At 66.9% G+C, this 26,200-nt stretch carries 27 protein-coding genes and 1 tRNA gene; 11 read left to right on the top strand and 17 right to left on the bottom strand.

What is annotated here, in order from left to right:
- Positions 1 to 29: 29 nt before the first annotated feature.
- Positions 30 to 1,772 (bottom strand): heparinase II/III family protein, encoded by a 1,743-nt coding sequence (locus ABIE58_RS08395; RefSeq protein ID WP_354544255.1) that lies wholly within the window; start codon positions 1,770 to 1,772, stop codon positions 30 to 32.
- 165 nt (positions 1,773 to 1,937) lie between these two features.
- On the bottom strand, positions 1,938 to 3,209 hold the full coding sequence (locus tag ABIE58_RS08390) for an RsmB/NOP family class I SAM-dependent RNA methyltransferase (RefSeq protein ID WP_354544254.1): 1,272 nt from the start codon (positions 3,207 to 3,209) through the stop codon (positions 1,938 to 1,940).
- Positions 3,210 to 3,277: 68 nt separating this feature from the next.
- Here ABIE58_RS08390 and ABIE58_RS08385 point away from each other — a divergent pair, with 68 nt between their 5' ends.
- A complete protein-coding gene (locus tag ABIE58_RS08385; RefSeq protein WP_354544253.1) occupies positions 3,278 to 3,466 on the top strand; it encodes a DUF1674 domain-containing protein in 189 nt (62 codons plus the stop codon).
- Between the two features lie 28 nt (positions 3,467 to 3,494).
- Positions 3,495 to 4,748, top strand: a complete 1,254-nt coding sequence (locus ABIE58_RS08380) for a DNA polymerase IV (protein WP_354544252.1) — start codon at positions 3,495 to 3,497, stop codon at positions 4,746 to 4,748.
- 4 nt (positions 4,749 to 4,752) lie between these two features.
- Here ABIE58_RS08380 and ABIE58_RS08375 read toward each other — a convergent pair whose 3' ends face one another.
- On the bottom strand, positions 4,753 to 5,616 hold the full coding sequence (locus ABIE58_RS08375) for an N-formylglutamate amidohydrolase (RefSeq protein WP_354544251.1): 864 nt from the start codon (positions 5,614 to 5,616) through the stop codon (positions 4,753 to 4,755).
- A gap of 107 nt (positions 5,617 to 5,723) precedes the next feature.
- Here ABIE58_RS08375 and ABIE58_RS08370 point away from each other — a divergent pair.
- Together ABIE58_RS08370 and ykgO are read left to right on the top strand one after the other, a co-directional pair.
- A tRNA-Val gene (locus ABIE58_RS08370) sits at positions 5,724 to 5,798 on the top strand.
- 82 nt (positions 5,799 to 5,880) lie between these two features.
- Positions 5,881 to 6,006 carry a type B 50S ribosomal protein L36 gene (gene ykgO, locus ABIE58_RS08365; protein ID WP_025058716.1) on the top strand — a complete coding sequence of 42 codons (126 nt, stop codon included), beginning with the start codon at positions 5,881 to 5,883 and terminating at the stop codon, positions 6,004 to 6,006.
- Positions 6,007 to 6,060: 54 nt separating this feature from the next.
- Here ykgO and ABIE58_RS08360 read toward each other — a convergent pair whose 3' ends face one another.
- Positions 6,061 to 6,669: a (d)CMP kinase gene (locus ABIE58_RS08360; RefSeq protein WP_354544250.1), complete on the bottom strand. Its 609-nt coding sequence runs from the start codon at positions 6,667 to 6,669 to the stop codon at positions 6,061 to 6,063.
- A 96-nt stretch (positions 6,670 to 6,765) separates the two neighbouring features.
- Between ABIE58_RS08360 and ABIE58_RS08355 the strand changes: the two genes are divergently transcribed.
- The 3 genes from ABIE58_RS08355 to ABIE58_RS08345 all read left to right on the top strand — a co-directional run bounded on the left by ABIE58_RS08355 (position 6,766) and on the right by ABIE58_RS08345 (position 9,323).
- Entirely contained in the window at positions 6,766 to 7,104 is a 339-nt protein-coding gene (locus ABIE58_RS08355) for a DUF952 domain-containing protein (protein WP_354544379.1), read from the top strand.
- Complete coding sequence (locus ABIE58_RS08350; RefSeq protein ID WP_354544249.1) at positions 7,101 to 8,159, top strand: quinone-dependent dihydroorotate dehydrogenase; 1,059 nt, start codon at positions 7,101 to 7,103, stop codon at positions 8,157 to 8,159. The genes ABIE58_RS08355 and ABIE58_RS08350 overlap by 4 nt, the downstream gene beginning before the upstream one ends.
- Before the next feature lie 189 nt (positions 8,160 to 8,348).
- Positions 8,349 to 9,323, top strand: a complete 975-nt coding sequence (locus ABIE58_RS08345) for a KpsF/GutQ family sugar-phosphate isomerase (protein WP_354544378.1) — start codon at positions 8,349 to 8,351, stop codon at positions 9,321 to 9,323.
- A gap of 179 nt (positions 9,324 to 9,502) precedes the next feature.
- On the opposite strand, the gene ABIE58_RS08340 is transcribed toward ABIE58_RS08345, so the two are convergent.
- From ABIE58_RS08340 to ABIE58_RS08330, 3 genes are all read right to left on the bottom strand, one after another.
- Positions 9,503 to 10,279: a C40 family peptidase gene (locus ABIE58_RS08340; protein ID WP_354544248.1), complete on the bottom strand. Its 777-nt coding sequence runs from the start codon at positions 10,277 to 10,279 to the stop codon at positions 9,503 to 9,505.
- The gene (locus ABIE58_RS08335; RefSeq protein ID WP_354544247.1) at positions 10,276 to 11,655 is read right to left on the bottom strand and encodes a leucyl aminopeptidase family protein; all 1,380 of its coding nucleotides are present in this window, start codon (positions 11,653 to 11,655) and stop codon (positions 10,276 to 10,278) included. Before ABIE58_RS08335 ends, ABIE58_RS08340 begins: the two co-directional genes overlap by 4 nt.
- 63 nt (positions 11,656 to 11,718) lie before the next feature.
- Entirely contained in the window at positions 11,719 to 12,111 is a 393-nt protein-coding gene (locus tag ABIE58_RS08330; RefSeq protein WP_354544246.1) for a hypothetical protein, read from the bottom strand.
- 142 nt (positions 12,112 to 12,253) lie between these two features.
- Here ABIE58_RS08330 and ABIE58_RS08325 point away from each other — a divergent pair, with 142 nt between their 5' ends.
- Positions 12,254 to 12,904 (top strand): carbonic anhydrase, encoded by a 651-nt coding sequence (locus tag ABIE58_RS08325; protein ID WP_354544377.1) that lies wholly within the window; start codon positions 12,254 to 12,256, stop codon positions 12,902 to 12,904.
- 100 nt (positions 12,905 to 13,004) lie between these two features.
- Here the strand turns inward: ABIE58_RS08325 and ABIE58_RS08320 are convergent, their stop codons facing one another.
- The 8 genes from ABIE58_RS08320 to ABIE58_RS08285 form a co-directional block, all read right to left on the bottom strand.
- The gene (locus ABIE58_RS08320) at positions 13,005 to 15,203 is read right to left on the bottom strand and encodes a 3-hydroxyacyl-CoA dehydrogenase NAD-binding domain-containing protein (RefSeq protein ID WP_354544245.1); all 2,199 of its coding nucleotides are present in this window, start codon (positions 15,201 to 15,203) and stop codon (positions 13,005 to 13,007) included.
- A gap of 15 nt (positions 15,204 to 15,218) precedes the next feature.
- Positions 15,219 to 16,430, bottom strand: a complete 1,212-nt coding sequence (locus ABIE58_RS08315) for an acetyl-CoA C-acetyltransferase (protein ID WP_354544244.1) — start codon at positions 16,428 to 16,430, stop codon at positions 15,219 to 15,221.
- A 15-nt stretch (positions 16,431 to 16,445) separates the two neighbouring features.
- Positions 16,446 to 17,081, bottom strand: a complete 636-nt coding sequence (locus tag ABIE58_RS08310; RefSeq protein WP_354544243.1) for a glutathione S-transferase family protein — start codon at positions 17,079 to 17,081, stop codon at positions 16,446 to 16,448.
- 268 nt (positions 17,082 to 17,349) lie between these two features.
- Positions 17,350 to 18,483, bottom strand: a complete 1,134-nt coding sequence (locus tag ABIE58_RS08305) for an acyl-CoA dehydrogenase family protein (RefSeq protein ID WP_354544242.1) — start codon at positions 18,481 to 18,483, stop codon at positions 17,350 to 17,352.
- Positions 18,484 to 18,508: 25 nt separating this feature from the next.
- Complete coding sequence (locus ABIE58_RS08300) at positions 18,509 to 18,721, bottom strand: hypothetical protein (protein ID WP_354544241.1); 213 nt, start codon at positions 18,719 to 18,721, stop codon at positions 18,509 to 18,511.
- A 19-nt stretch (positions 18,722 to 18,740) separates the two neighbouring features.
- Positions 18,741 to 20,519 (bottom strand): acyl-CoA dehydrogenase C-terminal domain-containing protein, encoded by a 1,779-nt coding sequence (locus ABIE58_RS08295; RefSeq protein WP_354544240.1) that lies wholly within the window; start codon positions 20,517 to 20,519, stop codon positions 18,741 to 18,743.
- A gap of 34 nt (positions 20,520 to 20,553) precedes the next feature.
- Positions 20,554 to 20,955, bottom strand: coding sequence for a MerR family transcriptional regulator (locus tag ABIE58_RS08290; protein ID WP_354544239.1), 402 nt, complete (start codon positions 20,953 to 20,955; stop codon positions 20,554 to 20,556).
- Between the two features lie 174 nt (positions 20,956 to 21,129).
- A complete protein-coding gene (locus ABIE58_RS08285) occupies positions 21,130 to 21,498 on the bottom strand; it encodes a MerR family transcriptional regulator (protein ID WP_354544238.1) in 369 nt (122 codons plus the stop codon).
- Between the two features lie 112 nt (positions 21,499 to 21,610).
- Here ABIE58_RS08285 and ABIE58_RS08280 point away from each other — a divergent pair, with 112 nt between their 5' ends.
- From ABIE58_RS08280 to ABIE58_RS08270, 3 genes are read left to right on the top strand one after another with little or no spacing between them, the layout of a single operon-like run.
- Entirely contained in the window at positions 21,611 to 22,033 is a 423-nt protein-coding gene (locus ABIE58_RS08280; protein ID WP_354544237.1) for a PaaI family thioesterase, read from the top strand.
- Positions 22,033 to 22,542 carry a PaaI family thioesterase gene (locus ABIE58_RS08275; RefSeq protein ID WP_354544236.1) on the top strand — a complete coding sequence of 170 codons (510 nt, stop codon included), beginning with the start codon at positions 22,033 to 22,035 and terminating at the stop codon, positions 22,540 to 22,542. Before ABIE58_RS08280 ends, ABIE58_RS08275 begins: the two co-directional genes overlap by 1 nt.
- Positions 22,535 to 23,863: an MATE family efflux transporter gene (locus tag ABIE58_RS08270; protein WP_354544235.1), complete on the top strand. Its 1,329-nt coding sequence runs from the start codon at positions 22,535 to 22,537 to the stop codon at positions 23,861 to 23,863. The genes ABIE58_RS08275 and ABIE58_RS08270 overlap by 8 nt, the downstream gene beginning before the upstream one ends.
- Here ABIE58_RS08270 and ABIE58_RS08265 read toward each other — a convergent pair.
- Together ABIE58_RS08265 and ABIE58_RS08260 are read right to left on the bottom strand one after the other, a co-directional pair.
- Positions 23,847 to 25,472 (bottom strand): MFS transporter, encoded by a 1,626-nt coding sequence (locus ABIE58_RS08265; RefSeq protein WP_354544234.1) that lies wholly within the window; start codon positions 25,470 to 25,472, stop codon positions 23,847 to 23,849. The two genes, ABIE58_RS08270 and ABIE58_RS08265, sit on opposite strands and share 17 nt — an antisense overlap.
- On the bottom strand, positions 25,469 to 26,143 hold the full coding sequence (locus ABIE58_RS08260; protein ID WP_354544233.1) for a thiamine diphosphokinase: 675 nt from the start codon (positions 26,141 to 26,143) through the stop codon (positions 25,469 to 25,471). The genes ABIE58_RS08265 and ABIE58_RS08260 overlap by 4 nt, the downstream gene beginning before the upstream one ends.
- Positions 26,144 to 26,200: the final 57 nt, after the last annotated feature.

Below are 26,200 nucleotides of genomic sequence, written 5' to 3'. Positions count from 1 at the left end.
AATGGGGCATCGAACGGGTGTTCGACGGGTCAGTCCTCGGCTTCCGGTTCCAGCGCGTCCACCGCCACATCGCGAATGCCGATGGGGGTGTCCTGCGCCTTGGCCAGTGACCAGCGGATACGGGTCGCATAGCCCGTCGCGCGGCCCGAGAGAACGATCTGTCGTGTCGCACGCGGCTTGAGACGCGTTTTTTCAAGATAGACGCTCGGGTTCAAGGCCAAAGCGGCCACGCCATCGCTGCGAAACACCCAGATTTCACCGCTGCGCAGCATCAGCGAGACCGCCGTGCCCCCCATATCGAGCGAGGCCGCCACATCGGGGTGCAGGTGAAAGCGGATGTCATAGGCCACGCCGTGCAGCCGCGTGGCATCAAGCGCGCGGTCGAATCGGGCCTTGTGCTCGTCTTCCAGCGCCAGCAGCATGTCCTCGCCCGCGAGCGCCCGGCCATCGCCCGCAAGGTCGAGCCTGCGCACCTGCATCAGCCCGTGGCTGCGCAGATAGCCGTCATGCCCGCCCTCGAAACGCAGCCCGTCGGGCGCGCGCGACATCTGCACCGGCACGTCGCGCGGGGCCTCTTCCAGCCTGCCGGGGTGGCGCTTGTCGCGGCCCAGCCGCGCGCTTGATCCGCCCGCCAGCACCAGCGCCGAATGCGATGGCGTCGCGCGTCCCGCGCGCCGCCATTCGGGGCCAAAGCTCGCCCCCGAGCCGCAATTCACGATCAGCGGCCGCCGCCCCGAGGTTAGCTCGAATGCCAGCGTCGAGGCATGGGCCTCGTCGGCCGCCGCGCCGGTGGGCGGGGGCGCTGCATCGACGATCACGCTCGTGCGCCCGCGCGCCAGCCGGGCATAACCCATCGCGCGCCCGCCGCGCGCCTGCCCCTTGACGCCGCTTGCCGCCAGCGCCGCGTCAAGCCGCCCGTCAAGGCCGCGCCCGCCGCCGTGAAACCGCGCCAGCCCGCCATCGGTATGGCGCAGGGCGCGCAGGCAGGGCGCGATCCGCTCGACCGCGCGCCAATGCGCCTCCGCCGCTTGCCGTCCGTTTTCGCTCAGCACCAGCGCCGCCCATGTCAGCAGGGTGAACACCTCCAGCAGCGCCTCGGGGTTGCGCCCCGGAATGCCGCCCTGCTCGTCGATAGAGGCCGCGCAATCGCGCGCCAGCGCATCGCGCGCCGCGTCGGCGAGCGGGGCCATCCCCTCCAGCGACACGCCGGCATAGACAAGCCCGGTCAGCGCCTCGATCCGCGCCAGCCCTGGCGTTGCCGCCTGCCAGCGCCACGACAGGAACCGCGCTTGCGCCGCCAGCGCGCGCAGGAACGCCGTTGACGCCTCTGCCTCCTGCGTGCGCATCAAGAAAAGCGCATGGCTGATCCAGCGGATGAGCCGCCGCCCGGCCAAATCAGGCACCCATCCCGGCCCCCGCCCGCGCCCGTAGCGCGTGATCCATTCCATCAGCCAGGCTTGCGCCTTGGCCCGCGCCGCCGCATCCCCCGCCGCCGCCAGATCGTCGAGCCAGCCAAAGCCGTGCATCTCTGCGGCAAAACCCGCATCGGGCGGCTTGATATCCCAGATCATCGTGTCGGGGGCCTCGACAAGGTGGCCGGCAAAGACGAAATTCCCGGCACAAAGCTGCCGCCCCCGCGCCAGATAGCCGATGCTGCGCGGCTCGGGCTGCGAGACAAAGGCGGTCACGGGGGCCCCGCGCCCGGCCCGCCGCGCGGCCAGCCGGTTTCTCAGGCGCGCCCAACGCGCGGACAGGGTTTCGGATTGCGACATGTGCCTCTGCACGCTTCTTGCGGCGCTCAAGGCCGCACTATAAAGGGGCCGCGCGTTCAAGTCACCGACGGAATGCAGGATTTTCGGCGTGATCCTCGGGCCTGACCCGAGGACCTGCTGATACCGAGAGATCCTCGGGGCAAGCCCGAGGATGACGGACAGCTATCATCGCGCGCGCCGCAGGCAGGCGATGTAGAACCCGTCCATGCCGCCCCGTTCGGGCCAGAAATCGGGCCGCAGGCGCAGCCCGCCCTCTTCGGTGATCCACGCGGGTTCTACCCCCGGCAGGGCGAGCGCTGCGGGGTCCGCGCGCAGACCCGGATGCCGCGCCAGCGCCGCCTCGACCTGGCATTCCCCCTCGTCGGGCAGTAGCGAACAGGTGCAGAAGACCAGCCGCCCGCCCGGTGCCAGAACGCTCAGCGCGTGGTCGATCATCGCGGCCTGCAACGCGATCAACCCGTCGATCCCGGCCCCGTCCTTGGCATGGGGCAAATCCGGGTGCCGCCGGATCGTGCCGGTGGCCGAACAGGGCGCATCGAGCAAGATCGCATCATAGCGCCCCTCATGCGTGAGCGCGTCGCCCACCACGCAGGTGGCGCGCAACCCGGTGCGCGCGAGGTTCTCGGCCACCCGCTCCATCCGCCGTTCCGAGAGGTCGAGCGCCGTCACCTCCGCGCCGCGTGCCGCGAGTTGCAGCGTCTTGCCGCCCGGCGCCGCGCACATGTCGAGCACCGCTTCGCCCGGCTGCGGGGCCAGCACCTTGGCCGCCAGCGCGGCGCTTGCATCCTGCACCCACCACGCGCCCTCGTCATAGCCCGGCAGGCCGGTGACCTGCCCCGCCTCGCGCAGCCGCAGCGATCCGGTCGGCAGCACCTCGCCGCCCAGCCGCGCGGCCCAGTCCCCGGCCCCGTCCTTTACCGTCAGGTCAAGCGGCGCGCCCGCGAGATGCGCGCGTTCCATCAAAGCCACCGCACCCTTGCCCCAGGCCGCCACCAGCGGGGAGCGCAGCCAGTCGGGCAGGCGCGGCACGCGCAGGTCGCCCCAGGCGCGGGGCGCCTCGTCCGCGAGCTTGCGCAGCACCGCGTTGACCAGCCCCTTGAGCCGGTTGTGGCGCGCGCTTGCGCCGACGATCCCCACCGCCTCGCTCACCACGCCATGCGCCTCGCCGCCCTGTGCCAGTTCGGTCACCGCCAGCCGCAACACGTTGCGCACCGGCAGCGGCGGGGCCTTGCGCGTGTGCCGCGCGATAAGCCGGTCGGCGCGCTCCAGCCCCCGGAGCGTGGCCAGCGCCAGCCGTTGCGCGCGGGCGCGATCGGCGGGCGACAGCGCGCCCAGCCCCCCCGCAGCCAGCGCCTCGGACAGAAGCCGCCCCTCGCCCAGCACCTGATCGAGCAGGTGCACGGCGGCGGCGCGGGCAGTGGGGGCGGGCGGGGGCATGGGCGCATCCTTGGCCTTTGGCGGGTGGTGCGATATATCAAGCCCGTCACCGATGGGAAAGCCCGACCATGAGCACCGAAGACAGCCCGCCAAAAGACCTGCACCCCGCCGCGCAACGCGCCCTTGCCGAGGCCGAGGCCCGCCGCGCCGCCGCCAAAGCGCCCGATCTGCCCCCAGAGCTTGGCGGGCGGCGCGAGGGGCTGGAGCCGGTGCGCTATGGCGATTGGGAGAAAAAGGGCCTCGCGATAGATTTCTGACGCGCGGTGTCATAGACTACCCCCTATCATGCCCAGCCTCTGCCGCGCCTGCCTGCACATGTTCGAGCGCGCCCCGCGCTGCCCCGCCTGCGGCAGCCCGCGTGTCGTGGCGCATCCAGACCTGTGGGATCTCGGCATCGCGCATATGGATTGCGACGCCTTCTATGCCAGCGTGGAGAAACGCGACAACCCGGCGCTGGCGCATCAGCCCCTCATCATCGGCGGCGGTCGGCGCGGCGTGGTCTCGACCGCCTGCTATATCGCGCGTATCCGTGGCGTGCGCTCGGCCATGCCGATGTTTCAGGCGCTGCGGCTCTGCCCCGAGGCGGTGGTGATCCGGCCCCGGATGGAGGTTTATGCAGAGGTGTCGCGCGCCATCCGCGCGATGATGCTCGACCTCACACCGGCGGTGGAGCCGCTGTCGCTCGACGAGGCGTTTCTCGATCTGCGGGGCACGGCGCGGTTGCACGGTGCGCCGCCTGCGGTGATGCTGGCGGGGCTGGTCCGGCGGATGCAGGCCGAGTTGGGGCTGACCGGCTCTATCGGCCTGAGCCACAACAAGTTTCTGGCCAAGATCGCCTCGGATCTCGACAAGCCGCAGGGGTTTTCGGTGATCGGTGAGGCGGAAACCACCGATTTCCTGCGTCCGCGCCCGGTGAGCCTGATCTGGGGGGTGGGGCAGGCGACGCGCGAGGCGCTGCACGCCGCCGGCATCCGCAGTTTCGCCGATTTGCTACGCTGGGAGCGGGCGGACCTGGTGGCTCGCTTCGGCGCGATGGGAGAGCGGCTCTGGCATCTCGCGCGGGGGCAGGACCGACGGCGCGTCTCGGCCAATGCGCCGGTCAAGTCGATCTCGAACGAGACAACCTTTGGCGAGGATATCGCGGATTCGGACCTGCTCGACGGGCATCTGTGGCGGCTGTCGGAAAAGGTCGCCGATCGGGCCAAGGCGCGCGGGCTGGCGGGGCGGGTCGTCACGCTCAAGCTCAAGCATAGCGATCATCGCATCCTCACCCGCAGGCAGGCTCTGCGCGAGCCGACGCAACTCGCCGATACGCTCTACCGCGCGGCGCGGGGGCTCATGGATCAGGTGCCGGGCGGCGGGGCGTGGCGGCTTTTGGGGGTGGGGCTGTCAGAGCTTGTGGCAGCAGGGGAGGCGGACCGGGCGGGCGATCTGCTCGACCCGCAGGCCCCGCGCCGCGCCGGGGCGGAACGCGCGACAGATGCGATCCGCGCGCGGTTCGGGCGCGATGCGATCGTGAAGGGGCGGGCGCTCCGGTGAGCGTCTATTCGGCGGCGAGCGGCATTTCCTGTGCGCGTCCGATCTCGGTGATTTCGCGGATGACGCCACGCATAAGCCGCCGGAATGCCTCGAAATTCCCGTTGGGCCGGATCAGGCGCTCGTTCATGTAAAGCGCGCGGTCGATCTCGATCTGCACGGCGTGGCGCGCGCGCGCGGGCCGCCCGTAGGCCTGTGTGATATAGGCCCCGGCAAAGGGCGTGTTGCGCGTGACCACAAGGCCCGCCGCGGTAAAGGCGGCCTCGATCCGGTCCACGATGGCGCTGTCGGCGGCGGCCCCGAACCGATCGCCAAGCACGATCTCGGGCCGCCGTATCCCGCGCCAGGCGACCGAGTCCATCGCCTCGTGGGGCATCGAGTGGCAATCCACGAGGATCGCCTGCCCGAACATCATATGCGCCTGGTCAAGCTGCGCCTGAAGCGCCTCGTGATAGGGCCGCCAATAGGTGTCGATGCGGTGGCGGGCCTCGGCGAGCGTGATCTTGCCGGTATAGATGGCGCGGCCATTGGCGACGACGCGCGGGATCACACCAAGGCCCGAAGCGATGCGGGGGTTGTGGCCATTGCGGCTCACCCCCTCGATCAGCGCTGGGTCAAGCTCGTCCACGCTGCGGTTGAGATCGACGAAGGCGCGCGGCGCACCGGCCCGCAAGAGCGGCGCCCCGGCGCGCGGCGCGCTGTCAAACAGTTGATCTACAAAGGCATCCTCGGACGAGCGCACCGAATGCTCATTGAGCCGGGTGCGCCGCAGGAACGACCACGGATAATCCCGCCCGCTATGCGGAGAGGCAAAAACCACCGCCGTGGTGCGGCGGTCGGGGTGGGTGAGATGATAGGCGGCCTTGGGCATCAGGTTCTCCTGCGAGGTATAATAGCCGGAAATTGCAGCGCTAAAAGCCCTTGATCCGGTCACCGACTCCTTTTATACGCCAGCGAACCGGTCCAAGGGTCGGGTCCGGGCGATTAGCTCAGTGGTAGAGCACTTCGTTGACATCGAAGGGGTCACAAGTTCGAACCTTGTATCGCCCACCATGAATTTATCGTTGCGTGTCAGGCACGTAACACCCGCAAACCCAGGTGCGCCGGCGCGTGCCGCGACAGACAGGAGACGACCATGAAGGTTCGCAATTCGCTGCGTTCGCTGAAGAACCGGCACCGCGATTGCCGCGTCGTGCGCCGCAAGGGCCGCGTTTACGTCATCAACAAGACCCAGAAACGGTTCAAGGCCCGCCAGGGCTGAGATCAGGCACAACCGACACGTTCGGGGCGTGAACCGCAGGGTTCGCGCCCCTTGTCATGCGCGCAGCGCCTCGACCCGCGCCACCGCCGCCGCGATCGCCTCTGTGATCGTCATCTCGGAGGTGTCGAGCATGAGCGCATCCTCGGCAGCCCTCAGCGGGGCTTCGGCGCGGGCGCTGTCGCGGGCGTCGCGGTCGCGTAAATCCTGCGCCACCTCTTCAAGCGTTACGGCATGTCCAGTCTCGACCATTTCCTTGTGCCGCCTGCGCGCGCGCTCGGCATCGGTTGCAGTCACGAACAGCTTTACCTCTGCCTCGGGGCAGATCACCGTGCCGATATCGCGCCCGTCAAGCACCGCGCCGCCCGCGCGCCGGGCAAAGGCACGCTGAAAATCCAGCAGCGCCTGCCGCACCTCGGGGATTGCCGCCACGCGGCTGGCGGCCTGGCTTACATCGGGGGTGCGCAGATCATCGGCATCCAGGTCCTCGGCGCGCAGGGTCTGCGCGGCCTCAACCGGATCGAGCCCGTCCAGCGTGCGCCGACCCGTGGCGCGGTAAAGCAGGCCGGTATCGAGATGGGCAAAGCCGAAATGCGCCGCCAGCGCCCGCCCGATGGTGCCCTTGCCCGCCGCCGCAGGCCCGTCGATCGCGATGGTGAATGCCATGTCTGCCCCTTTCGATGGACCCTCTTGCTAGACGATCCGCGCCCCTGCCTCAAGCATCGCTTGACGGCGGCGCGGCGGCGCGGCATCACCTCGCCCATGCTGATCTACAAGATATTCCGTGGCCCCGAATGGGCCGCCCTGCGCGACACCGGCGAAACCCCCGGCGCGCCGGTGGATATTGCCGACGGGTTCGTGCATTTCTCCACCGCCGCGCAGGCCGCCGAGACGGCGGCAAAGCATTTCGCGGGCGAGGACGGGCTGATGCTGCTCGCGGTCGAGGCCGACACGCTGGGCGATGCCCTGAAATGGGAGCCATCGCGCGGCGGCGCGCTCTTTCCGCATCTCTACCGGGCGTTGCGGCTCGATGATGTCGCCTGGGCACAGCCGCTGCCGCTGGTAAATGGCGCGCATGTCTTTCCGGCGGGGCTGGCATGACCGGGCTGGAGCGTCTGGGCCTCGGGCTGTTGCACCGGCTTGATGCGGAAACCGCGCATGGCCTTGCGCTGCGCGCGCTGCGGATGGGGCTTGTGCCCGCGCCGGGACAGATCACCTCGGAACGGCTGCGCACCGATCTCGCGGGGATCATGCTGCCCAATCCCGTGGGCCTTGCCGCCGGGTTCGACAAGAACGCCTGCGCGCTCGGGCCGCTGTCGCGCGCCGGGTTCGGCTTTATCGAGGCGGGCGCGATCACGCCCCGCGCGCAGCCCGGCAACCCGCGCCCCCGGCTCTTTCGCCTGACCGAGGACGCGGGCGTCATCAACCGCTTCGGTTTCAACAATGACGGCATGGCGGCGGCGGCGGCGCGGCTGGCGCGGCGCCCGGTCGGGGCGGTGATTGGCCTCAACCTCGGGGCCAACAAGGACAGCGCCGACCGCGCCGGGGATTTCGCCCGCGTTCTGGCCACCTGCGGCGCGCATCTCGATTTCGCCACCGTGAACGTGAGCAGCCCCAATACCGAGCGGCTGCGCGATTTGCAGGGGGCCGAGGCGCTCTCGGCGCTGCTGGCGGGGGTGATGGTGGCGCGCGATGCGCTGCCCCGGCCGATCCCGATCTTCCTCAAGATCGCGCCCGATCTCGACGATCCCGCGCTGGGCGAGATCGCTGCCGTTGCCCAGGAGGCAGGGGTTGCCGCGATCATCGCCACCAACACCACACTGGCGCGCGACGGGCTACGCTCGTCCGCGCGCGCCGAGGCCGGGGGCCTGTCGGGTGCACCGCTTTTCGAGCGCTCGACGCGGGTGCTGGCACGGTTGTCGCACCTGACGGGCGGGCAGATGCCGCTCATCGGGGTGGGCGGCATCGGCTCTGCCGAGGATGCCTATGCCAAGATCCGGGCGGGGGCGAGCGCGGTGCAGCTCTATTCGGCGCTGGCCTACAAGGGGCTGTCGCTGGTCCCGCAGATCGTTCACGGCCTTGATGCGCTGCTGGCGCGCGACGGCATGGCCTCGGTCGCCGAGGCGGTGGGCACCGGGCGCGGCGACTGGCTCTGAGTGCGCCGCACCAGGGGCAGACGGGGCCGGGGCGCGACCGGGACAGAGCGCAGCGACCTATCGCCGCCCTGACCGGGTTTGCAACAGGGGCTGGTATTTTCCGGTTGCGGGCGGATGAAAAGCGGGGCAGGCAGGCTGCCATCGCGGCGGGGCCGCGTGGGCAAGGGGCGGATGCGGGATGACGGGACGATGACGGGCAAGGACAGATCGGATCACGACAGGATACGCGCCAACGCGGCGCGGGTGCTGCGCGCCGAAGCGCAGGCGCTCGACACGATGGCCGATTGCCCGCCCGAAGGCGTTGCGCGCGCCGTCAAGCTGATGCTGGGGGCGCGGGGCCGGATGATCGTGTCGGGCATGGGAAAATCGGGCCATATCGCGCGCAAGATCGCGGCCACGCTGGCCTCGACCGGAGCACCGGCGCTGTTCCTTCACCCCGGCGAGGCAAGCCACGGCGATCTCGGCATGGTGACCGGCGAGGATGTCTGCCTGTTATTGTCGAATTCCGGCGAAACGCGGGAATTGTCGGACCTGATCCAATATACCCGCCGGTTCGACATCCCGATGATCGCGATCACGCGGGTCGCGGGCAGCACGCTGGCGCGGCAGGCGGATGTGGCGCTGATCCTGCCCGACGCGCCCGAGGCCTGCGCCATCGGCATGGCCCCCACCACCTCGACCACCTGCGCGCTGGCGCTCGGCGATGCGCTGGCTGTGGCGCTGATGGAGGAACGCGGCTTCAAGGCCGATGATTTCCACGTCTTCCATCCCGGCGGCAAGCTTGGGGCACAGTTCCTGCGGGTGCGCGACATGATGCATGTGGGCGATGCGCTGCCGGTGGTCTCGCCGTGCACGCCGATGGGCGAGACCCTGATCGAGATGAGCGCCAAGGGCTTCGGCATCGCCGCCGTCACCGAGGGCGGCATCCTGCAAGGCGCGATCACCGATGGCGACCTGCGGCGCAATCTCGACGGGCTGATGGGCTGTGCGGCCGGAGAGGTGGCCACCCGCGACCCGCGCACCGCGACGCCCGACATGCTTTTGTCCGAGGCGCTCGGGGTGATGAACCGCTACAAGATCGGCGCGCTTTTCGTCGTGGGCGAGGGCGGCGAACTCTGCGGGCTGGTGCATATCCACGATTGCCTGCGCGCCGGGGTTGTCTGAAACAGCGCCGCCGACCGAACCTTGGGCGAACAGGTTGACCATGCGCGTCGGGACGGCGGCGGCGTCCTTATCGTACCCTTCCCGCAGGCCATGGGCGGGCCTTTTCGTGATTGTCGGCAAGCAGGGCCGCGCGGCGGGCGCGGTCGTGCTCCTGCGCGAGCGTCACCTCGAATGCCGCCCTACCCCGCACCCCCAAGCCGTTTGCGCGCGGTCACCGGACCGTCGCCGCCCGCCTCGATGCGGGCGATGGCCTCGGCCAGCGGCTCGAAGGTGACCGCCATGTGATGGGCGTTGGCGTGCAGGAGCGTCTGCGCGTCGGCGACCCAGGCGACATGGCCGCGCCAGAACACAAGATCGCCGCGTTGCAGGGTGGCACCCTCGGGCAGGGCGTGGCCAAGCGCGCCCGCCTGCTCGGTGCTGTCACCGGGGCAGGCGATGCCGCAGGCGAGGCACCCGGCCTGCACCAGCCCCGAACAGTCGATCCCGAGCGCCGAATTGCCCCCCCAGAGATAGGGCGTGCCGATCAGGCGCGCGGCCACGGCGACGGGATCGGTCTCGGGCGCATCGAGCGGCGCGAGATGGGCGCGCGGCACGAAGCCCTGCGGCGTCTTGGCAAAGCGCGCGCCCTCGTCCAGCACCTCCAGTCGCGCGCCAAGGCTGAGCATCGCGCGCTCGCGCGTCTTGAAATCGGGCGCGGGATAAAGATGGGTGGCGCGGGTGGCGATGCGGTGGGTGACGCGGCCCCCGGTCAGCGCCGCCTCGGGCACGAAACCGGGATAGCCGTCGCGCAGGGCGCAGACCTTGGCCCAGCCTCTGGAGAATCCTCGGGTCAGGCCCGAGGAAGGTGCGGGCATGATCTCGACCGCCTCGCCCATCAGCAATTGCCGGTCGCGCGCCCCGTCGGGCGTGCGGCACAGATCCACGAGCGGCCAGCCGATGAGGCGCGTCTCGGTCACAGCCCCAGCACCTCGGGCAGCGCCTCAAGCAGCGCCCGCGCCCCCATGCCGACGCCACCCTTGGGGCGGGCAGGGGCGGGAGTGGGCTGCCAGGCATAGATATCGAAATGGGTATAGGGCAGGCCCTGCGCAAAGCGGCGCAGGAAGAGCGCGGCGGTGATCGAGCCCGCCATTCCGCCCGAGGGCGCGTTGTCGAGATCGGCGATCCCCGGCTCGATCATCGCCTCGTAGGGTGCGTGAAACGGCATCCGCCAGACCGGATCGGCCACGCGCGCGGCGGCGGTGTCAAGCGCGGCGGCAAAGCGGTCATCATCGGTGTAATAGGGCGCAAGATCGGGGCCAAGCGCCACCCGTGCCGCGCCGGTAAGCGTGGCCATCGAGATCATCAGGTCGGGCGTGCCCTCGGCCCCGAGGGCCAGCGCATCGGCGAGCACCAGCCGCCCCTCGGCATCGGTATTGTTGATCTCGACCGTGAGACCATTTCGCGCGGTCAGGATATCGCCCGGGCGAAACGCCGTGGCACTCACCGAATTCTCCACCGCCGGAATGAGCACCCGCAGGCGCAGTTTCAGCCCCAGCGCCATGATCATATGCGCCAGCCCCAGCACGGTGGCCGCCCCGCCCATATCCTTTTTCATCAGCCCCATGCTGCTGCCGGGTTTGAGGTTGAGGCCGCCAGTGTCGAAACACACCCCCTTGCCGACGAGGGTGAGGGCAGGCCCCTCGCTGCCCCAGGCCATGTCGATCAGGCGCGGGGCCTCTACTGCGGCGCGCCCGACCGCGTGGATCAGCGGAAAATTCCGCGCGATCAGGTCATCGCCACGGATCACCGTGATTTTGGCGTCATGACGCGCGGCAAGATCGGCGCAAGCGGCCTCGAGCGCGCCGGGGCCAAGGTCATTGGCGGGCGTGTTGACCAGATCGCGGGTCAGCGCCTCGCCCGCCGCGATCACCTCGAGGCGCGCGGCATCGACGCCCTCGGGGACAATCAGGCGCGCCCTGGCCGGGTTCTGGTCGCGGTAGCGGTCAAAGGCATAGTGCGACAGGAGCCAGCCAAGCGCCTCGACCTCTGCCGCATCAGGGGGCAGGCCCTCGATCCGGTAGCTGCCCTCGGGCAAGGCGCTTGCCGCCCCGGCAAGGTGAAACCGCCCACGCGCGCGGGTGGCCGCGCTGCCATACCCCGCCACCGCAAGCGCGATACCGCCCGCGCCATCGGGCACCGGCACGGCCTGCCCGATGGCGGCGGTAAAGCCGGTCGCGCGCAGCCATGCGGCGGTTTCGGGCGATTGCGCGGCAAGCCAGCCGTCGAGCGCGTCCTGCGCGATCACATGCAGCGGGATCGCAGGGGTGTCGGGTGCGGCAAAGCGGGCGGGCATCGGCGGTCTCCGGTGGCTGGGATATCGGCCCCACCCTAACCGGGATCGCGCTGCCTGCAAGGCTCAGAACGCGCCGTCCTGCATATCCCATATCTCGCAAAGCGACCGCTCGGCGATGCGCAAGAGCCGTGCGAAACTGGCCCCGAGCGCGGTGCCGTCGCCCGCGTCGATGCACGCGGTCACATCGCGTGCCACCCGCGCCATCAGTGGCATTCCCACCTCCTCGGCCATGCCGATAAGGCCACGGCATCCCTTGCGCATCCCGTCAAAGCGCGCGGCGCGGTAATCGCGTTCGGCCTGCGCCAGCCGCGCGGCGATCTCTTCGAGCGCGCGGCACACCACATCCTCTGCCCCCCGCGCGCCGAGTTGTTTATAGAGTGTCTCGAGCCGGTCGGCATCGAGGCGCACCCGTTCTGCCGGTTGCAGGGCCGTCACCTGTTCCACTGTCTCACCCATTCATCCTTTCGCCGCACCCCCACGGCCTTGGGCAGGATGCAGCGTAACGGTTCCCAAATGGTTGCCATGCGCGGGAATTCCCTCTCGAATTTCATGAAAATACCGTTTAATCGGAACCGACCCCGCCGGTTTGGAGACGATGATGGATCATGTGCGCCCTCTGCCCGCCTATCTGGTGCAGCGCTACCACGGCTGGAAGGCCACCGGCTATGCCGAGAACGAGGCGTGGTATCGCCACCTCGCCGAACAGGGGCAGCACCCGCGCGCGATGGTCATTTCGTGCTGCGACAGCCGTGTTCATGTCACCTCGATTTTTGGCGCGGATCAGGGCGAGTTTTTCATCCATCGCAACATCGCCAACCTGGTGCCGCCCTTCGAGGCCGGTGGCGGGCAGCACGGCACCTCGGCGGCGGTAGAATTCGCGGTGACCGCGCTCAAGGTCGCGCATGTGATCGTGATCGGCCATTCCGCCTGTGGCGGGGCCAAGGGCTGTCAGAAGATGTGTTCGGGCACGGCGCCGGAGCTTGAGGAAGAGACCAGCTTTGTCGGGCGCTGGCTGGAAATCCTGCGCCCCGGTTACGAGCGGGTAAAGGATGTGCCCGACGAGGCGGCACAGCTTGCCGCGCTGGAGCGGCAGACGGTGGTGGTGTCGCTGGAAAACCTCGCAAGCTTTCCGTTCGTCGCCGACCGCGTCGCGGCGGGCGCGCTGTCGCTGCACGGGTTGTGGCATGATATCGGCTCGGGCGGAATCGAGCAATATGACGCGGCGCGGGGCGCATTCGTGCCGTTATGATGAGAATTCCCGGCCAGTGCCGGGTGGCGGGCCGGGGAGTTGGGTATTTTCGCCAAGAAGAAACCCCGCGCGCCGAGGGATCAGCGCGCGGGGTCTTTTGTCAGGCGGCCTCAGCTGCTTGCCCGAAGCGGGCATAGAAGCCCTGACCCTTGTCGGCCATCTCGCGCAGCAGTTTGGGCGTGGTGAAGCGGGGGCCGAATTTCTCCGAGAGTTCGTCACAGCGTTCCGCCGCATAGGGCGTGCCGATGATGTCGATCCAGCCAAACGGCCCGCCCGACCAGGGCGCAAAGCCCCAGGCCAGGATCGCGCCCACATCACCCTCGCGGATATCCTCCAGAACACCTTCCTCCAGCGCGCGCACCGCCTCCAACACCTGCGCGAACATCAGCCGGTGCTGCACCTCTATAAGGTCGTGCTGTTCTGCCGCCCGAGGGTATTTGTCGGCTAGACCCGGCCAGTATCCCTGCCGCTTGCCTTTTTCGTCATAGTCAAAGAACCCGGCATTGGATTTGCGCCCCAGACGCCCCTCGCCCTCCATCCAGAAGATGACTTCGTCCACGGCCTCATCGGGGTAATCATCCCCCATCGCCGCCTTGGTCGCCCGCGCGATCTTGGCACCGAGATCAATCGAGGTCTCGTCCACCAGTTGCAGCGGCCCCACCGGGAAGCCAAGCTGTCGCGCGGCATTGTCGATGAGCGCGGGTGCCACGCCCTCGGCAACCATGCGGATGCCCTCGTTGATATAGGGGATGATGCAGCGATTGCAGTAGAAGAACCGCGCATCATTGACGACGATGGGCGTCTTGCGGATTTGCCGGACGTAATCGAGCGCCTTGGCCACGGCGCGCGGGCCGGTTTTCGCGCCCTTGATGATCTCCACCAGCAGCATCTTTTCCACCGGCGAGAAGAAATGGATGCCGATGAAATCCTCCGGCCGGTCACTGGCCTTTGCCAGATCGGTGATCGGCAGGGTGGAGGTGTTGGTGGCAAAGATACACTCCTCGCCCACCTCGGCCAGCGCCTGTTTGGTCACGCCTGCCTTGACACCGGGGTCTTCGAACACCGCCTCGATGATGAGATCACAGCCCCTGAGCGCGGCGTAATCGGTGGTGGCGGTGATACGGTCCAGCACCTCGGCCTTCTTCGCCTCGGTGGCCTTGCCGCGCTTGATCCCCTGATCCATGAAATCGGCGGTGTAGGCGCGGCCCTTGTCGGCGGCCTCCTGTTTCTGGTCGATCAGCACCACCTCGATGCCCGCTTGCGCCGAGACAAGCGCGATGCCCGCCCCCATCATGCCCGCGCCGAGCACGCCAAGCTTGCGCACCTTCTGATCGGGGGCCTCGGGGCGGTTTGCGCCCTTCTCCAGCGCCTCCTTGTTGATAAAAAGCGAGCGGATCATCGCGCTGGAGCTTGGGTCCATCAGCACATGGGTGAACCAGCGCGCCTCGATCTTGAGCGCGGTATCGAACGGCACGAGCGCGCCCTCATAGACCGCCGACAGCAATGCCTTGGCCGCCGGAAACGCGCCCTGCGTCTTGCCGTTGACCATAGCCGACGCGCCGACAAAGGTCATGAACCCTGCCGGGTGATAGGGCGCACCGCCGGGCATTTTATACCCCTTGTCATCCCATGGCTTGACGATATTGGGGTTGCTCAACACCCATTCGCGCGCCTTCTCGATCAGTTGATCGGCGGGCACCACCTCATCCACCACACCGGCGGATTTGGCCTTTTTCGGGTCGTTTAGCTTGCCCTCCAGCAACAGCGGCGAGGCTGCCATCGCGCCCAGTTTACGCACTAGCCGCGTGGTGCCACCCGCGCCGGGGAAAATCCCCACCATGATCTCGGGCAGGCCGATCTTGGCCTTGGGATTGTCGGCGGCAAAGATGCGGTGGCAGGCCAGCGGAATTTCAAGGCCAATGCCAAGCGCCGTGCCGGGCAAGGCCGCCGCAATCGGCTTGCCGCCCTTGTTGGTCTTGGGGTCCATGCCCGCGCGCTCGATCTTGCGCAGGATGGCGTGCATCCCCATCACCCCGTCAAAGAGGCCCTTGGCCGGATTGTCGCCGGCATCGTCGCGCATCTTGGCGATAATGTTGAGGTCCATACCGCCGGCAAAACTGCCCTCTTTGCCCGAGGTGAGGATCACACCCTTGACGGCCTCATCGGCCAGCGCGTCGTCAATCAGCGCCTCAAGGTCAAGGAAACCCTGCTGGTTCATCACGTTCATCGACTTGCCGACCGTGTCCCAGGTGATGATCGCAACGCCATCGGCGTGTTTTTCGATTGTGAAATCAGTCATATCCGTTATCTCCCGTTACACGCGCTCAATGATGGTAGCGGCACCCATGCCCGACGCCACGCACAGCGTGGCCAGCCCCACGCCCTTGCCGGTGCGCTCCAGCTCATCCAGCAATGTGCCGATGATCATCGCGCCGGTGGCCCCCAGCGGGTGCCCCATCGCGATGGCCCCGCCATTCACGTTCACACGGCTATGATCCACGTCAAAGGCCTGCATGAAGCGCAGGACAACGGCGGAAAATGCCTCGTTCACCTCGAAGAGGTCGATGTCGGAAATCGCCATGCCGCTGTCGCGCAGCGCTTTCTCGGTGGCGGGCACCGGGCCGGTCAGCATGATCGTGGGATCGGTGCCGATCTTGGTGGTCTGGCGAATGCGGGCGCGCGGCGTCAGGCCCCATTTCTCGCCGAACGCCTTGGAGCCGACAAGCACGCCCGCCGAGCCATCGACGATCCCGCTGGAATTGCCCGCGTGGTGGATGTGGTTGATCGCCTCCAGATGGGGGTATTTCAGCTTGGCCACGGCATCGAAGCCCGGCATCACCTCGCCCATCGCCTGAAAGGCGGGGGTCAGCGCGCCAAGCGTCTGCATGTCGGTGCCGGGGCGCATGTATTCGTCATGGTCAAGGATCGTCAGGCCGTTCTGGTCCCGCACCTCGATGATCGAGCGGGCAAAGCGCCGGTCGCCCCATGCCTCTGCCGCGCGGCGCTGCGATTCCACCGCCAGCGCGTCGGCCTCATCGCGGCTAATGCCGTATTCGGTGGCGATGATATCGGCGCTGATGCCTTGGGGGACGAAATAGGTCTCCATCGCGATGCTCGGATCAACGGCAATCGCCGCCCCGTCGCTGCCCATCGCCACACGGCCCATCATCTCGACCCCGCCCGCGATATAACCGTCACCTGCGCCTGCACGCACTTGGTTGGCGGCAAGGTTCACCGCCTCCATGCCCGACGCACAGAAGCGGTTGATCGAAAGGCCGGGAATGCGCTCGTCCAGATCCGAGGCCAGCACGGCCGTGCGCGCAAGGCAGCCGCCCTGCTCCATCACCTGCGTGGCATTGCCCCAGATCACATCCTCAACGGCATGGCCCTCAAGCCCGTTGCGGGCTTTCAAAGCGTTGAGCACCTGCGCGCTCAGCCGCGCGGCGTTCACCTCGTGCAGCGCGCCATCTTTGCGGCCCTTGCCGCGCGGGGTGCGCACGGTGTCGTAGATATAGGCATCGGTCATGTCGATCTCCTTCGTTCAGGCGCGGTCAGCGGGGCTGCCGGGCATCAGGTCATAGGGGGGCTTCCAGCCGGGGGTGGCGCTGATATTGTCTAGCCAGCGGCCGATATTGGGCCAGTCCTTGCGGTTGAATCCGAAAGGCTCGGGGTAAAAAAGATAGCCGCAACAACTCAGATCGGCATTGGTCAGGGCCTTACCAACGATCCAGTCACGCCCCGCAAGATGCGCATCAAGTGCGGTATAAGCGGCCTTGAGGCGGCCTTGGGTGAAGGCGATCACCTCGGCGGGGCGTTTGTCTTCGGGCAGGAAGTTCATCAGGAACCGCACCATCCCCGCCGGACTGCTGAGCTTGTGATTGTCCCAGAACATCCAGCGCAGCACCTCGCGCGCCTCCTGCGGCGTCGCGCCGCCGAATTTCCCCGTCTTCTCGGCGATATACATCTGCATGACGCCCGATTGCGTCAAGGTCACGTCGCCATCGACCAGCACCGGCACCTCGCCCATGACATTGATCTCGCGAAACTCCGGTTGCCGCGTCGCACCCCCGAAGAAATCGACAAAGACCGGCTCCCAGTCGAGCCCCGCCAGCTCCAGCGCCAGCGCTGCCTTGTAGGCATTGCCCGATTCGCCGAAACAGTGGAGTTTTATGGTCATGCTGCGGTTCTCAGTGACAAGGTTGGATTTGGATATTTTTGGCAAGATGAAACCGGTGGCTGTTCATCATTGATTAAGCTTGATGCGCTTTGATGCTCTTGCGTTACAGGCTGGGAAGCCGATGGACGTGCAAGGTGAAGCCCTGTCGTTGCGCCTGATGCCAATCGGCCCGCGCGCGCGGCAGGGTGCGCCTTCCCCCCTTCATCTTGCCCCAAATATCCCCGCCGGAGGCATCCGTCATGTGCCATATGCGCCACCGCCCCACCCCTCACAACGCCCTCGCGATCAGTTCTTTCATGATCTCGTTGGTGCCGCCATAGATGCGCTGCACGCGGGCATCGGCCCACATCTCGGAAATGTCATATTCCTGCATGTAGCCATAGCCGCCATGCAGTTGCAGGCAGTCATCGAGCACTTCGCCCTGCGCATCTGTGAGCCAGTATTTCGCCATCGCGGCCTTTTCGACACTGAGCGCGCCGCGCATATGCTCTGTGATGCAGTCGTCGAGAAAGGCGCGCGCAACAGCGGTTTTTGTCTGGCATTCGGCCAGTTTGAAGCGGGTGTTCTGGAATTGCAGGATCGGGCCGCCAAAAGCCTGGCGCTCCTTGCAATAGTCGATCGTGCGCTCCACCGCGCCCTCCATCGCGCCTTGCGCGCCGCAGGCGATGATCAGGCGCTCTTGTGGCAGTTGCTGCATCATCTGGTAAAAGCCGCGCCCCTCCTCTTGCCCAAGGATATTTTCAGGCGGGATTTCGACATTGTCGAAGAAAAGCTCAGACGTATCGCCCGCGTGCATGCCCAGTTTTTCGAGGTTGCGCCCGCGTGCGAATCCCTGCGCGCCCTCGGTTTCCACGACCACCAGCGAGATGCTCTTGGCCCCCTCTTTCGGGTCGGTCTTGGCCGCGACGATGATCAGGTCTGCGTGCTGGCCATTGGTGATGAAGGTCTTTTGCCCCGAGAGGCGAAAGGCGTTGCCGTCCCGAACCGCGCGGGTCTTGATCCCCTGCACATCCGATCCGGCGGCGGGCTCGGTCATGGCCAGCGCGCCGACCATCTCGCCAGAGACCATCCTGGGTAGCCATTTCTGTTTCTGCGCCTCGGACCCGTAGGCGAGGATGTAATGCGCGACGATGCCGGAATGGATCGGATTGCCCCAGCTTGCCAGATTGGCGCGGGCCTGTTCGATGCAGATCACCGCCTCATGGCCGAAATCGCCACCTGCCCCGCCGTATTCCTCGGGGATCGAGGGGCAGAGCAGGCCCAGTGCGCCCGCTTCACGCCAGCAATCGCGGTCCATGATGCCCGCCTTGCGCCAGCGTGCGTAATGCGGGCGCCATTCATCGGTGATGAACCTGGCGGCCATCTCCGAGAGCATGTGATGCTCGTCTGTCATCCAGGTCATGGCCGGGCCTCCCCTCCCTGCGGTGTCAGCGTTTGCGCGCGTCCAGCTCCGAATTGAACAGCCGCAGGCGGTGCGCAAACGTGTCCTCGTCGATCACGCTATCGAAATTCTCAAAGAGGAAGGACAGCGCCTCGCCCTCGTCCAGCCCCGCCTCGGCCGCGAATTTGCGCAACCGGCGATAGCCATCCTCGGTCATCGCCGCGTTGAAGCGGCGGGTGAGGCGAAAGCGTTTCGGCATCTGTCCCTCCTGTCGTCGTTCAGAACGCCTCTGCCTCCAGCGCCATGACGGTATCGGCCCCGCTTTCGATGCGCGCGAGGTGCAGCGCGGTCGCGGGCAGGCGGCGTTTCATGTAGTAGCGCCCGGTCGCGAGCTTGGTCTTGTAAAAGCCTTCGTCCGATGTGCCGCCCTCAAGCGCCGCATGCGCCGCCTTGGCCATCCGCGCCCACATCAGCCCAAGGCAGACATGGCCGAAAAGGTGCATGAAGTCATACGATCCGGCAAGCGCCGCGTTGGGGTTCTTCATGCCGTTCTGCATGAAGAACATGGCCGAGGCTTGCAGGTCTTTGGACGCCGCCTTGAGCGGGTCGAGGAAATCGGCCTTGAGCGCCGCGTTGTCCTCGTTCTCCTTGAGGAAGGTTTTCACCATCTCGAAGAAGGCCATGACATGCTTGCCGCTATCCTGCGCAAGCTTGCGGCCGACCAGATCGAGGGCCTGAACGCCGTTGGCCCCCTCGTAGATCATGGCGATTCGGGCGTCGCGGGCGAATTGCGACATGCCCCATTCCTCGATATAGCCATGGCCGCCATAGACCTGTTGGGCGAGGATGGTCATGTCGAACCCCTCATCGGTGAGGAACCCCTTGATGACCGGAGTCATCAGCGAAATCAGCCCTTCGGCGGCCTGATCGTCTCCACGATGCGAGCGGTCGATGAGTTCCGCCCCCCAGAGCATGAAGGCGCGCGCGCCCTCGATGAACGATTTCTGATCCATCAGTGAGCGGCGGATATCCGGGTGCACGATCAGCGGATCGGCAGGGCCGTTGGGGTTCTCAGTCCCGGTCACAGCGCGGCCTTGCAGGCGGTCCTTGGCATAGGCAAGCGCGTTCTGATAGGCGACCTCGGCCTGTGCCAGGCCTTGCATGCCCACGCCGATCCGCGCCTCGTTCATCATGGTGAACATGGCGCGCATACCCTTGTGTTCCTCGCCCAAGAGCCAGCCGGTGGCACCGTCATAATCCATCACGCAGGTGGAATTGCCGTGAATCCCCATCTTTTCCTCGATCTTGCCGCAAGTCACGCCATTGCGCGCGCCAAGGCTGCCATCCTCGTTCACGATGAATTTCGGCACGATGAACAGCGACACGCCCTTGATGCCCTCCGGCCCGCCGGGGATCTTGGCCAGCACGAGGTGGATGATGTTGTCGGCCATGTCATGCTCGCCCGACGAGATGAAGATCTTCTGGCCCGTCACCTTGTAACTTCCGTCGCCCTGCGGCTCTGCCTTGGTGCGCATCAGGCCCAGATCGGTGCCGCAATGCGGCTCGGTCAGGTTCATGGTGCCGGTCCAGTCGCAACTGGCCATTTTCGGCAGATACGTCGCTTTTTGGTCGTCGCTGCCATGCGCGAGGATCGCCGAGGCCGCGCCATGGGTCAGGCCCTGATACATGGTAAACGCCTGGTTGGAGGCCGAGAACATCTCGCCCACGGCGGTGCCGAGGATATAGGGCATGTATTGCCCGCCATATTCCTCGGGCAGGTCAAGCGCGGTCCAGCCCCCCTCGCGGACCTGATCGAACGCCGCCTTGAACCCCTTGGGCGTGCGCACCACGCCGTTTTCCAGAACGCAGCCTTCGGTATCACCGACAGCGTTCAGCGGCATCAGCACCTCGGAGGCGATCTTGCCCGCCTCTTCCAGAACGGCGCCGGTGAAATCGGCCTCAAGCTCGGCATAGCCGGGCACGTCCTGTTCGGAGACGTTCAGCACCTCGTGCAGCACGAATTGCATGTCGCGGGTGGGGGCGGTGTAGCTGGGCATCTGGTCTCTCTCCCTTGAAACGGTCGGGCCGGTGTTATTCGGCGGCGTCGCGGTTTTCCTCGAGCGAGGCGAGCATCCGCGCGCCCCATGTCATCTGTTCGCGCAATTCGGCGATGGCGGCGTCAAGCTCGGCGCGCTGGCGCTCCATATCCGCGAGGCGTTCGCCCGCGACCTCGTAGGCGGCGGCGATCTGGCTGTGTTGCTGGTCGCCACGGTCGTAAAGATCGAGCAGCTTGCGCAGGTCTTCGAGGCTGAAGCCAAAACGCTTGCCGCGCTGGATCAGCTTGAGCCGGGCACGGTCGCGCCGGGTAAAGAGCCGCCGCTGGCCCTGACGGATCGGCGACAGGAGTTCCTTGGATTCGTAGAATCGCAGGGTGCGCGGCGTCACTTGATACGCGTCGCACATCTGCCGGATTGTCATCACATCATCGCTCATCAAAGGGCCCCTTGCGGATCATCTGCCGACAATCTGCGCCTCATCGCCCCTCGATACAACATGCCCGCAGCTTTACGTAACCGCTACGTCGCGTCACTTTTGCGTTGACGTAAGATCAAGCAAGGTCAGGCACGTGGCAGGGCAACTTTCTTGCCCCTGCGTCACCTGCGCAGATCATGCCAAGCTGGCCTCGGTGTCGTCGCGCAGCGCGCGAAGCTCTGCCATCGCCTCGTCGATCTGCGCGCGCTGTTCGGCCAGTTCGGCAAGCTGCCGGTCGGCCAGCTCAATCCACTGGCGCATCTGCGCCTCGGTGCCCTCTTTTTCATAGATAAGCAGCCATTGGCGGATTTCCTCGAGCGCAAAGCCGAATTTCCGCCCGCGCAGGATCAGGGTCATGCGCGCGCATTCGCGCGGGCCATACCAGCGCGCGCGCCCCTCGCGTTCGGGCTGCAACAGCTCGATATATTCATAATAGCGCAGGGTGCGCGGGGTCACATCGAACCTGGCGCACATCTGCTTGAAGGACAGCCGTTGGTCGGACATTCCCCCCTCCCTTTGGGGAAAGGTTAGGACCAAGAGGCGACCTGCGCAACAGCCACCCTTGCCCCCGCGCCGATTTGCCCGCCATAAAGGGGACGTGCACGGCGGAGGCGAGATGGAAACGCAGAAAGACAAGATCGCGCGGCAATTCATGGCGGCGCTGCCCCATGCCCGCGCGCTCGGGATGCGGCTCACGCGGCTGGAGGATGGCCATGCCGCGATCGAGATGGATTACGACGCGCGGCTGATCGGCGACCCGGAAACGGGGGTGATCCACGGCGGCGCGGTCTCGGCCCTGATGGATACCTGCTGCGGCGCGGCGGCGATGAGCCATCCCGCCTCGCCCGGCGGCACTGCCACGATTGATCTGCGCATCGACTACATGCGCCCCGCCACGCCGGGCCAGACCATCCGCGCCGAGGCCGAATGCTATCATATCACCCGCTCGGTGGCCTTCGTGCGCGCCCGCGCGGTGGATGATGACAGCGCCCGCCCCGTGGCCACCGCCACAGGCACCTTTACCGTGGAGGGCAAATGATGACGCGCCCCCGTCCCGAGCCGGTGCAGGTGGTCAAGCAGCGCCGCGACGCGGCGTTGAAAGCGCTGGTGGATGGCGTGCCCTATATCGGCTTTCTCGGCGTTGAGTTCGAGCGGCGCGGCGACGAGCTGACCGCGATCATGCCCTTTGACGAGAAACTCATCGGCAACCCGCTCCTGCCCGCGCTGCATGGCGGCGCGACGGCGGCTTTCCTCGAGATCACCTCGATCATCGGGCTGAGTTGGGTCACGCTCTGGGAAGAGATCGAGAGCGGCAAGCTGGAGCCTGAGACGCTGACCCATGGCCGCCTGCCGCGCCTGCCCAAGACGATTGATTTCACCGTCGATTACCTGCGTTCGGGCCTGCCGCGCGACGCCTATGCGCGCGCGCAGGTCAACCGCTCGGGGCGGCGCTATGCGAGCGTTCATGTCGAGGCGTGGCAGGACAACCGCGCGCGCCCCATCGCGCAGGCCACCGGGCATTTCCTGATGCCGCGCCGTGATGGCTGAGATGGCCCGGCCCGTCACCCATGGCCGGGTCCTGAAAATCGCCATCCCCATCGTCATCTCCAACGCCACCGTGCCGATTTTGGGCGCGGTGGATACCGGCGTGGTGGGGCAATTGGGGCTGGCCGCGCCCATCGGCGCGGTCGGGCTGGGGGCGATTGTCCTGACCGGCGTCTACTGGGTGTTCGGCTTTCTGCGCATGGGCACGACGGGGCTGACCGGTCAGGCGCTGGGCGCGGGGCAGGCGGGCGAGGTGGCGGCGCTGCTGACGCGCGCGCTGATGATCGGGCTGGTGGGCGGCGTGGCGGTGATCGCGCTGCAACTGCCGCTATTCGCGGCGGCTTTCCTTGTCGCTCCGGCGAGCGACGAAGTGGAGGGGATGGCGCGCGGCTACATGGCCATTCGCGTCTGGTCCGCGCCCGCGATGATCGCGCTTTACGGCGTCACCGGCTGGCTCATCGCGCAGGAACGCACGCGCGCGGTGCTGGCCATTCAGGTGCTGATGAACGGGGTCAACGTCGGGCTCGACCTGTGGTTCGTGCTGGGCCTCGGCTGGGGCGTGGAGGGGGTGGCCCGCGCCACGGTGATCGCTGAATGGGGCGGGCTGGCGCTTGGCCTCTGGTTCTGCCGCGCGGCCTTTGGCGTGCCCGCATGGCGCGACTGGCCGCGGGTGTTTGATCCCGACCGGTTGCGCAACATGGCCTCGGTCAATGGCGATATCCTGCTGCGCTCGCTCATGTTGCAGGCGATTTTCATCTCCTTCCTGTTTCTGGGCGCGGGGTTTGGCGATGTGACGCTGGCGGCCAATCAAGTGCTGATGCAGTTCCTCAACATCACCGCCCATGCGCTTGACGGCTTCGCCTTTGCCGCCGAGGCCATCGTGGGGCAAGCCTATGGCGCGCGGACGCTGCTCGTGCTGCGGCAGGGTGCAATACTCGCCAGTTTCTGGGCGCTCGTGATCTGCCTTGGCATCGCGGCGGGCTACGCCGTTTTGGGGGGCGCGCTCATCGACCTGATGACCACCTCCGAGCCAGTGCGCGCGGCGGCGCGCGCCTATCTGCCCTACGCGGTGGCGGCGCCTGTGTTTGGCCTCGCCCCGTTCATGCTCGACGGCATCTTCATCGGCGCGACGCGCTCGCGCGACATGCGCAACATGATGGCGCTCAGCCTCGTGGTCTATTGCGGTGCGGTGCTGGCGCTGGTGCCGGTGATGGGCAATCACGGGCTGTGGCTGGCGCTTCTGGTGAGTTTCGTCGCGCGTGGCATCACGCTCGGCCTGCGCTATCCGGCGCTGGAGCGGGGGGTGGTCAGTCCACGCTCCTGAGCCGGGTGCGTTGCACCAGCGCCACTGCGAGCAGCGGCAGGGCGACGGTCAGGCCACTCACGATCAGGATCAGAACGCCCAACTGGCTGTAATCGGCGGGGGTGGTCACCGCCCCCGTGTCCGCGTCGCGCACCTCGCGCGTGACGATCAAGACCTCGTTGAGATACTTGGTCAGAAGCGAACTCGCCGACAGCGCCAGATTGGTAAACGACGCCATCACCGCAAAGAACGTGGCCTTGAGGTCATCGGGCGCGTTGCGCGCGATCCAGGCCAGCATCGGGATCATCGCGATCTGGCCCAGGGGCGATTCCATCGCCGTATCCATGATCGCGATGAACCGCGCATCGACCACGCCCCCGGTGAGCGGCCCGGTCATGTCCTGTATCCCGTAGTAAAGCCCGATATTGGGCAACGACAGCACGCCCCCCGCCACGGTCAGGATCACGATGATATAGACAATCGTGTGATTGGCGATGAGCGGGCGCAGGATCACCATCCCCGCCAGCGTCAAGAGCGAGGCGATGAGCGACAGCACCGACAGGAATTGTTGGTCAAATCCCAGCACGTCGATGGAAAACCACGTATAGCCGTCGCCCACCCGTGGCACCGCGCGAAAGATGAAGATGATGAGCGCCGTGCCGATGAGCGTGCGCGCCTGCGCCACCGGCAAGACCGCCACAAGCTGACGCATGAGCAAGAGCACAATCGCCAGCGACCCGGCAAAGATGATCTCCTGCCCGAAGGCCAGATCGCTCAGCCCGATGGTCAGCGACAGCGCCACAAACCCCGCGCCGCCGATGAAATACCACGGGTTCGGCGTGGTCTTCTCGTCCGGGCGCTCGAACAGCGCATCGGCCTCCGCCTCGCTCAGACCGCGCCGCAAAAGCCCACGGCGCGCGCGCCGTTTCTGCACGCCTGCCAGGATCACGCCCGAGACCGAGACCAGCGGAATGGCCAGCGCGGCAAGGTAGATGGTGGCATAGACCGCGCGCTTGCCCTCGGCATCCAGCGCCTCGATCCCCGAGAACATCGTGATGTTGAGCGCCGCCACCGCCACCGTGCCGCTGATGAGCGCGAAGCGGCCCAGCGTCTGCATCGTGGTGTGCAGCGCGCGCGAGGTCTCGGGGTCGATCTCGCGGCCCTCCGCATCGACGCGCGGCACCGCTTCGACCGACATCGCATCGGCCACCGCGTCCTGAATCACAAGACCCGAGGGCGCGAGCAGATAGGAAGTCACATACCACGCGCCCATCGGCATGATTGCCACCATCGCCTTGGTCTGCGTCAGCAGCAGATACATGATGAACACCGACAGCCCGATCAGCCCCGCGCCAAGATAGACCAGCAGCCATTTCCACCGCCACATGATATCCACCAGATGCCCCAGCGGCATCTTGAGCGCCCAGGGCAGCCCCGCCCAGAAGGCCAGACCGGCAAGGAAGGCGGCGGACAGGTCGAGATATTCCTTCACGAAGAAGGTGCCCACGATCATCGTCAGCCCCGAGAACCCGGCAGCGAAATAGACCATCAGCGGCGGCAGGAAAGTCCAGCGCATCTGCCGCGCAAGATCAAAGAGGACGGCATCGACCCAGCGGGCGGCGGCATTCATGCGGCACCCCACTTGGCCGGGGCGCTCAGCAGCGCGGTCGCGACCAGATCGAGCGTGCAGGCGGGCAGGATCACCAGCAGCTTGGGCGCGGTCACCGACAGGTTCAGCGGCCCAACCGCCCGGTTCGAGGTTCCGATGCGCCCGTCGGGCGCAAAATTGATCCCGCGTATGGGCCATTCCAGCCCGTCCGAGGCCCCCTCGACCGCGCCCATCGGGAAAAGCGACACACGACACCCCGCCGCAAGCGGCAGCGACAGCGTGGGTGGGCACAGAAACATCAGGTCCACCGCGCCCAGAAGAATACAGCGTTGCCCGGCATGGCGCACCAAAGCGGTGCAGGCGGCCATCTGATGATCGAGCCGATCGCCGGTAAACCCTACCCCGATGAGCAGCGGCGCGCTGACATGGGCAAGGCATTTCTCGAAATCGGTTGTGTCCTGATCCGCCATCGGGTGCAGGACCCTATCGGGCAGACGGGCGCGGGCCGCGGCGCTGATACTGTCGAAATCGCCGATCACCGCGCGCGGCGTGATCCCGGCTGCAAGCGCATGATCCGCGCCGCCATCGGCGGCCACTACCACCGGCGCGCGCGCAAGCGCGGCATCGAAATCGGCGCGCGCCACCGCCCCTCCGCCGACCAGCGTGATTGCCTCGTTTTCGCGAACAATCATTTCCCGTCGCCTTTATCGTTGCGTTAACACCTGCGATGACACAATCGGGCCATGAAA

Source organism: Roseovarius sp. MBR-78, assembly GCF_040547535.1.
In the GTDB taxonomy this organism is placed as follows: domain Bacteria; phylum Pseudomonadota; class Alphaproteobacteria; order Rhodobacterales; family Rhodobacteraceae; genus Roseovarius.
The sequence above is the reverse complement of the archived record's forward strand: the minus strand, read 5'-3'. Positions and strand labels throughout refer to the sequence as shown.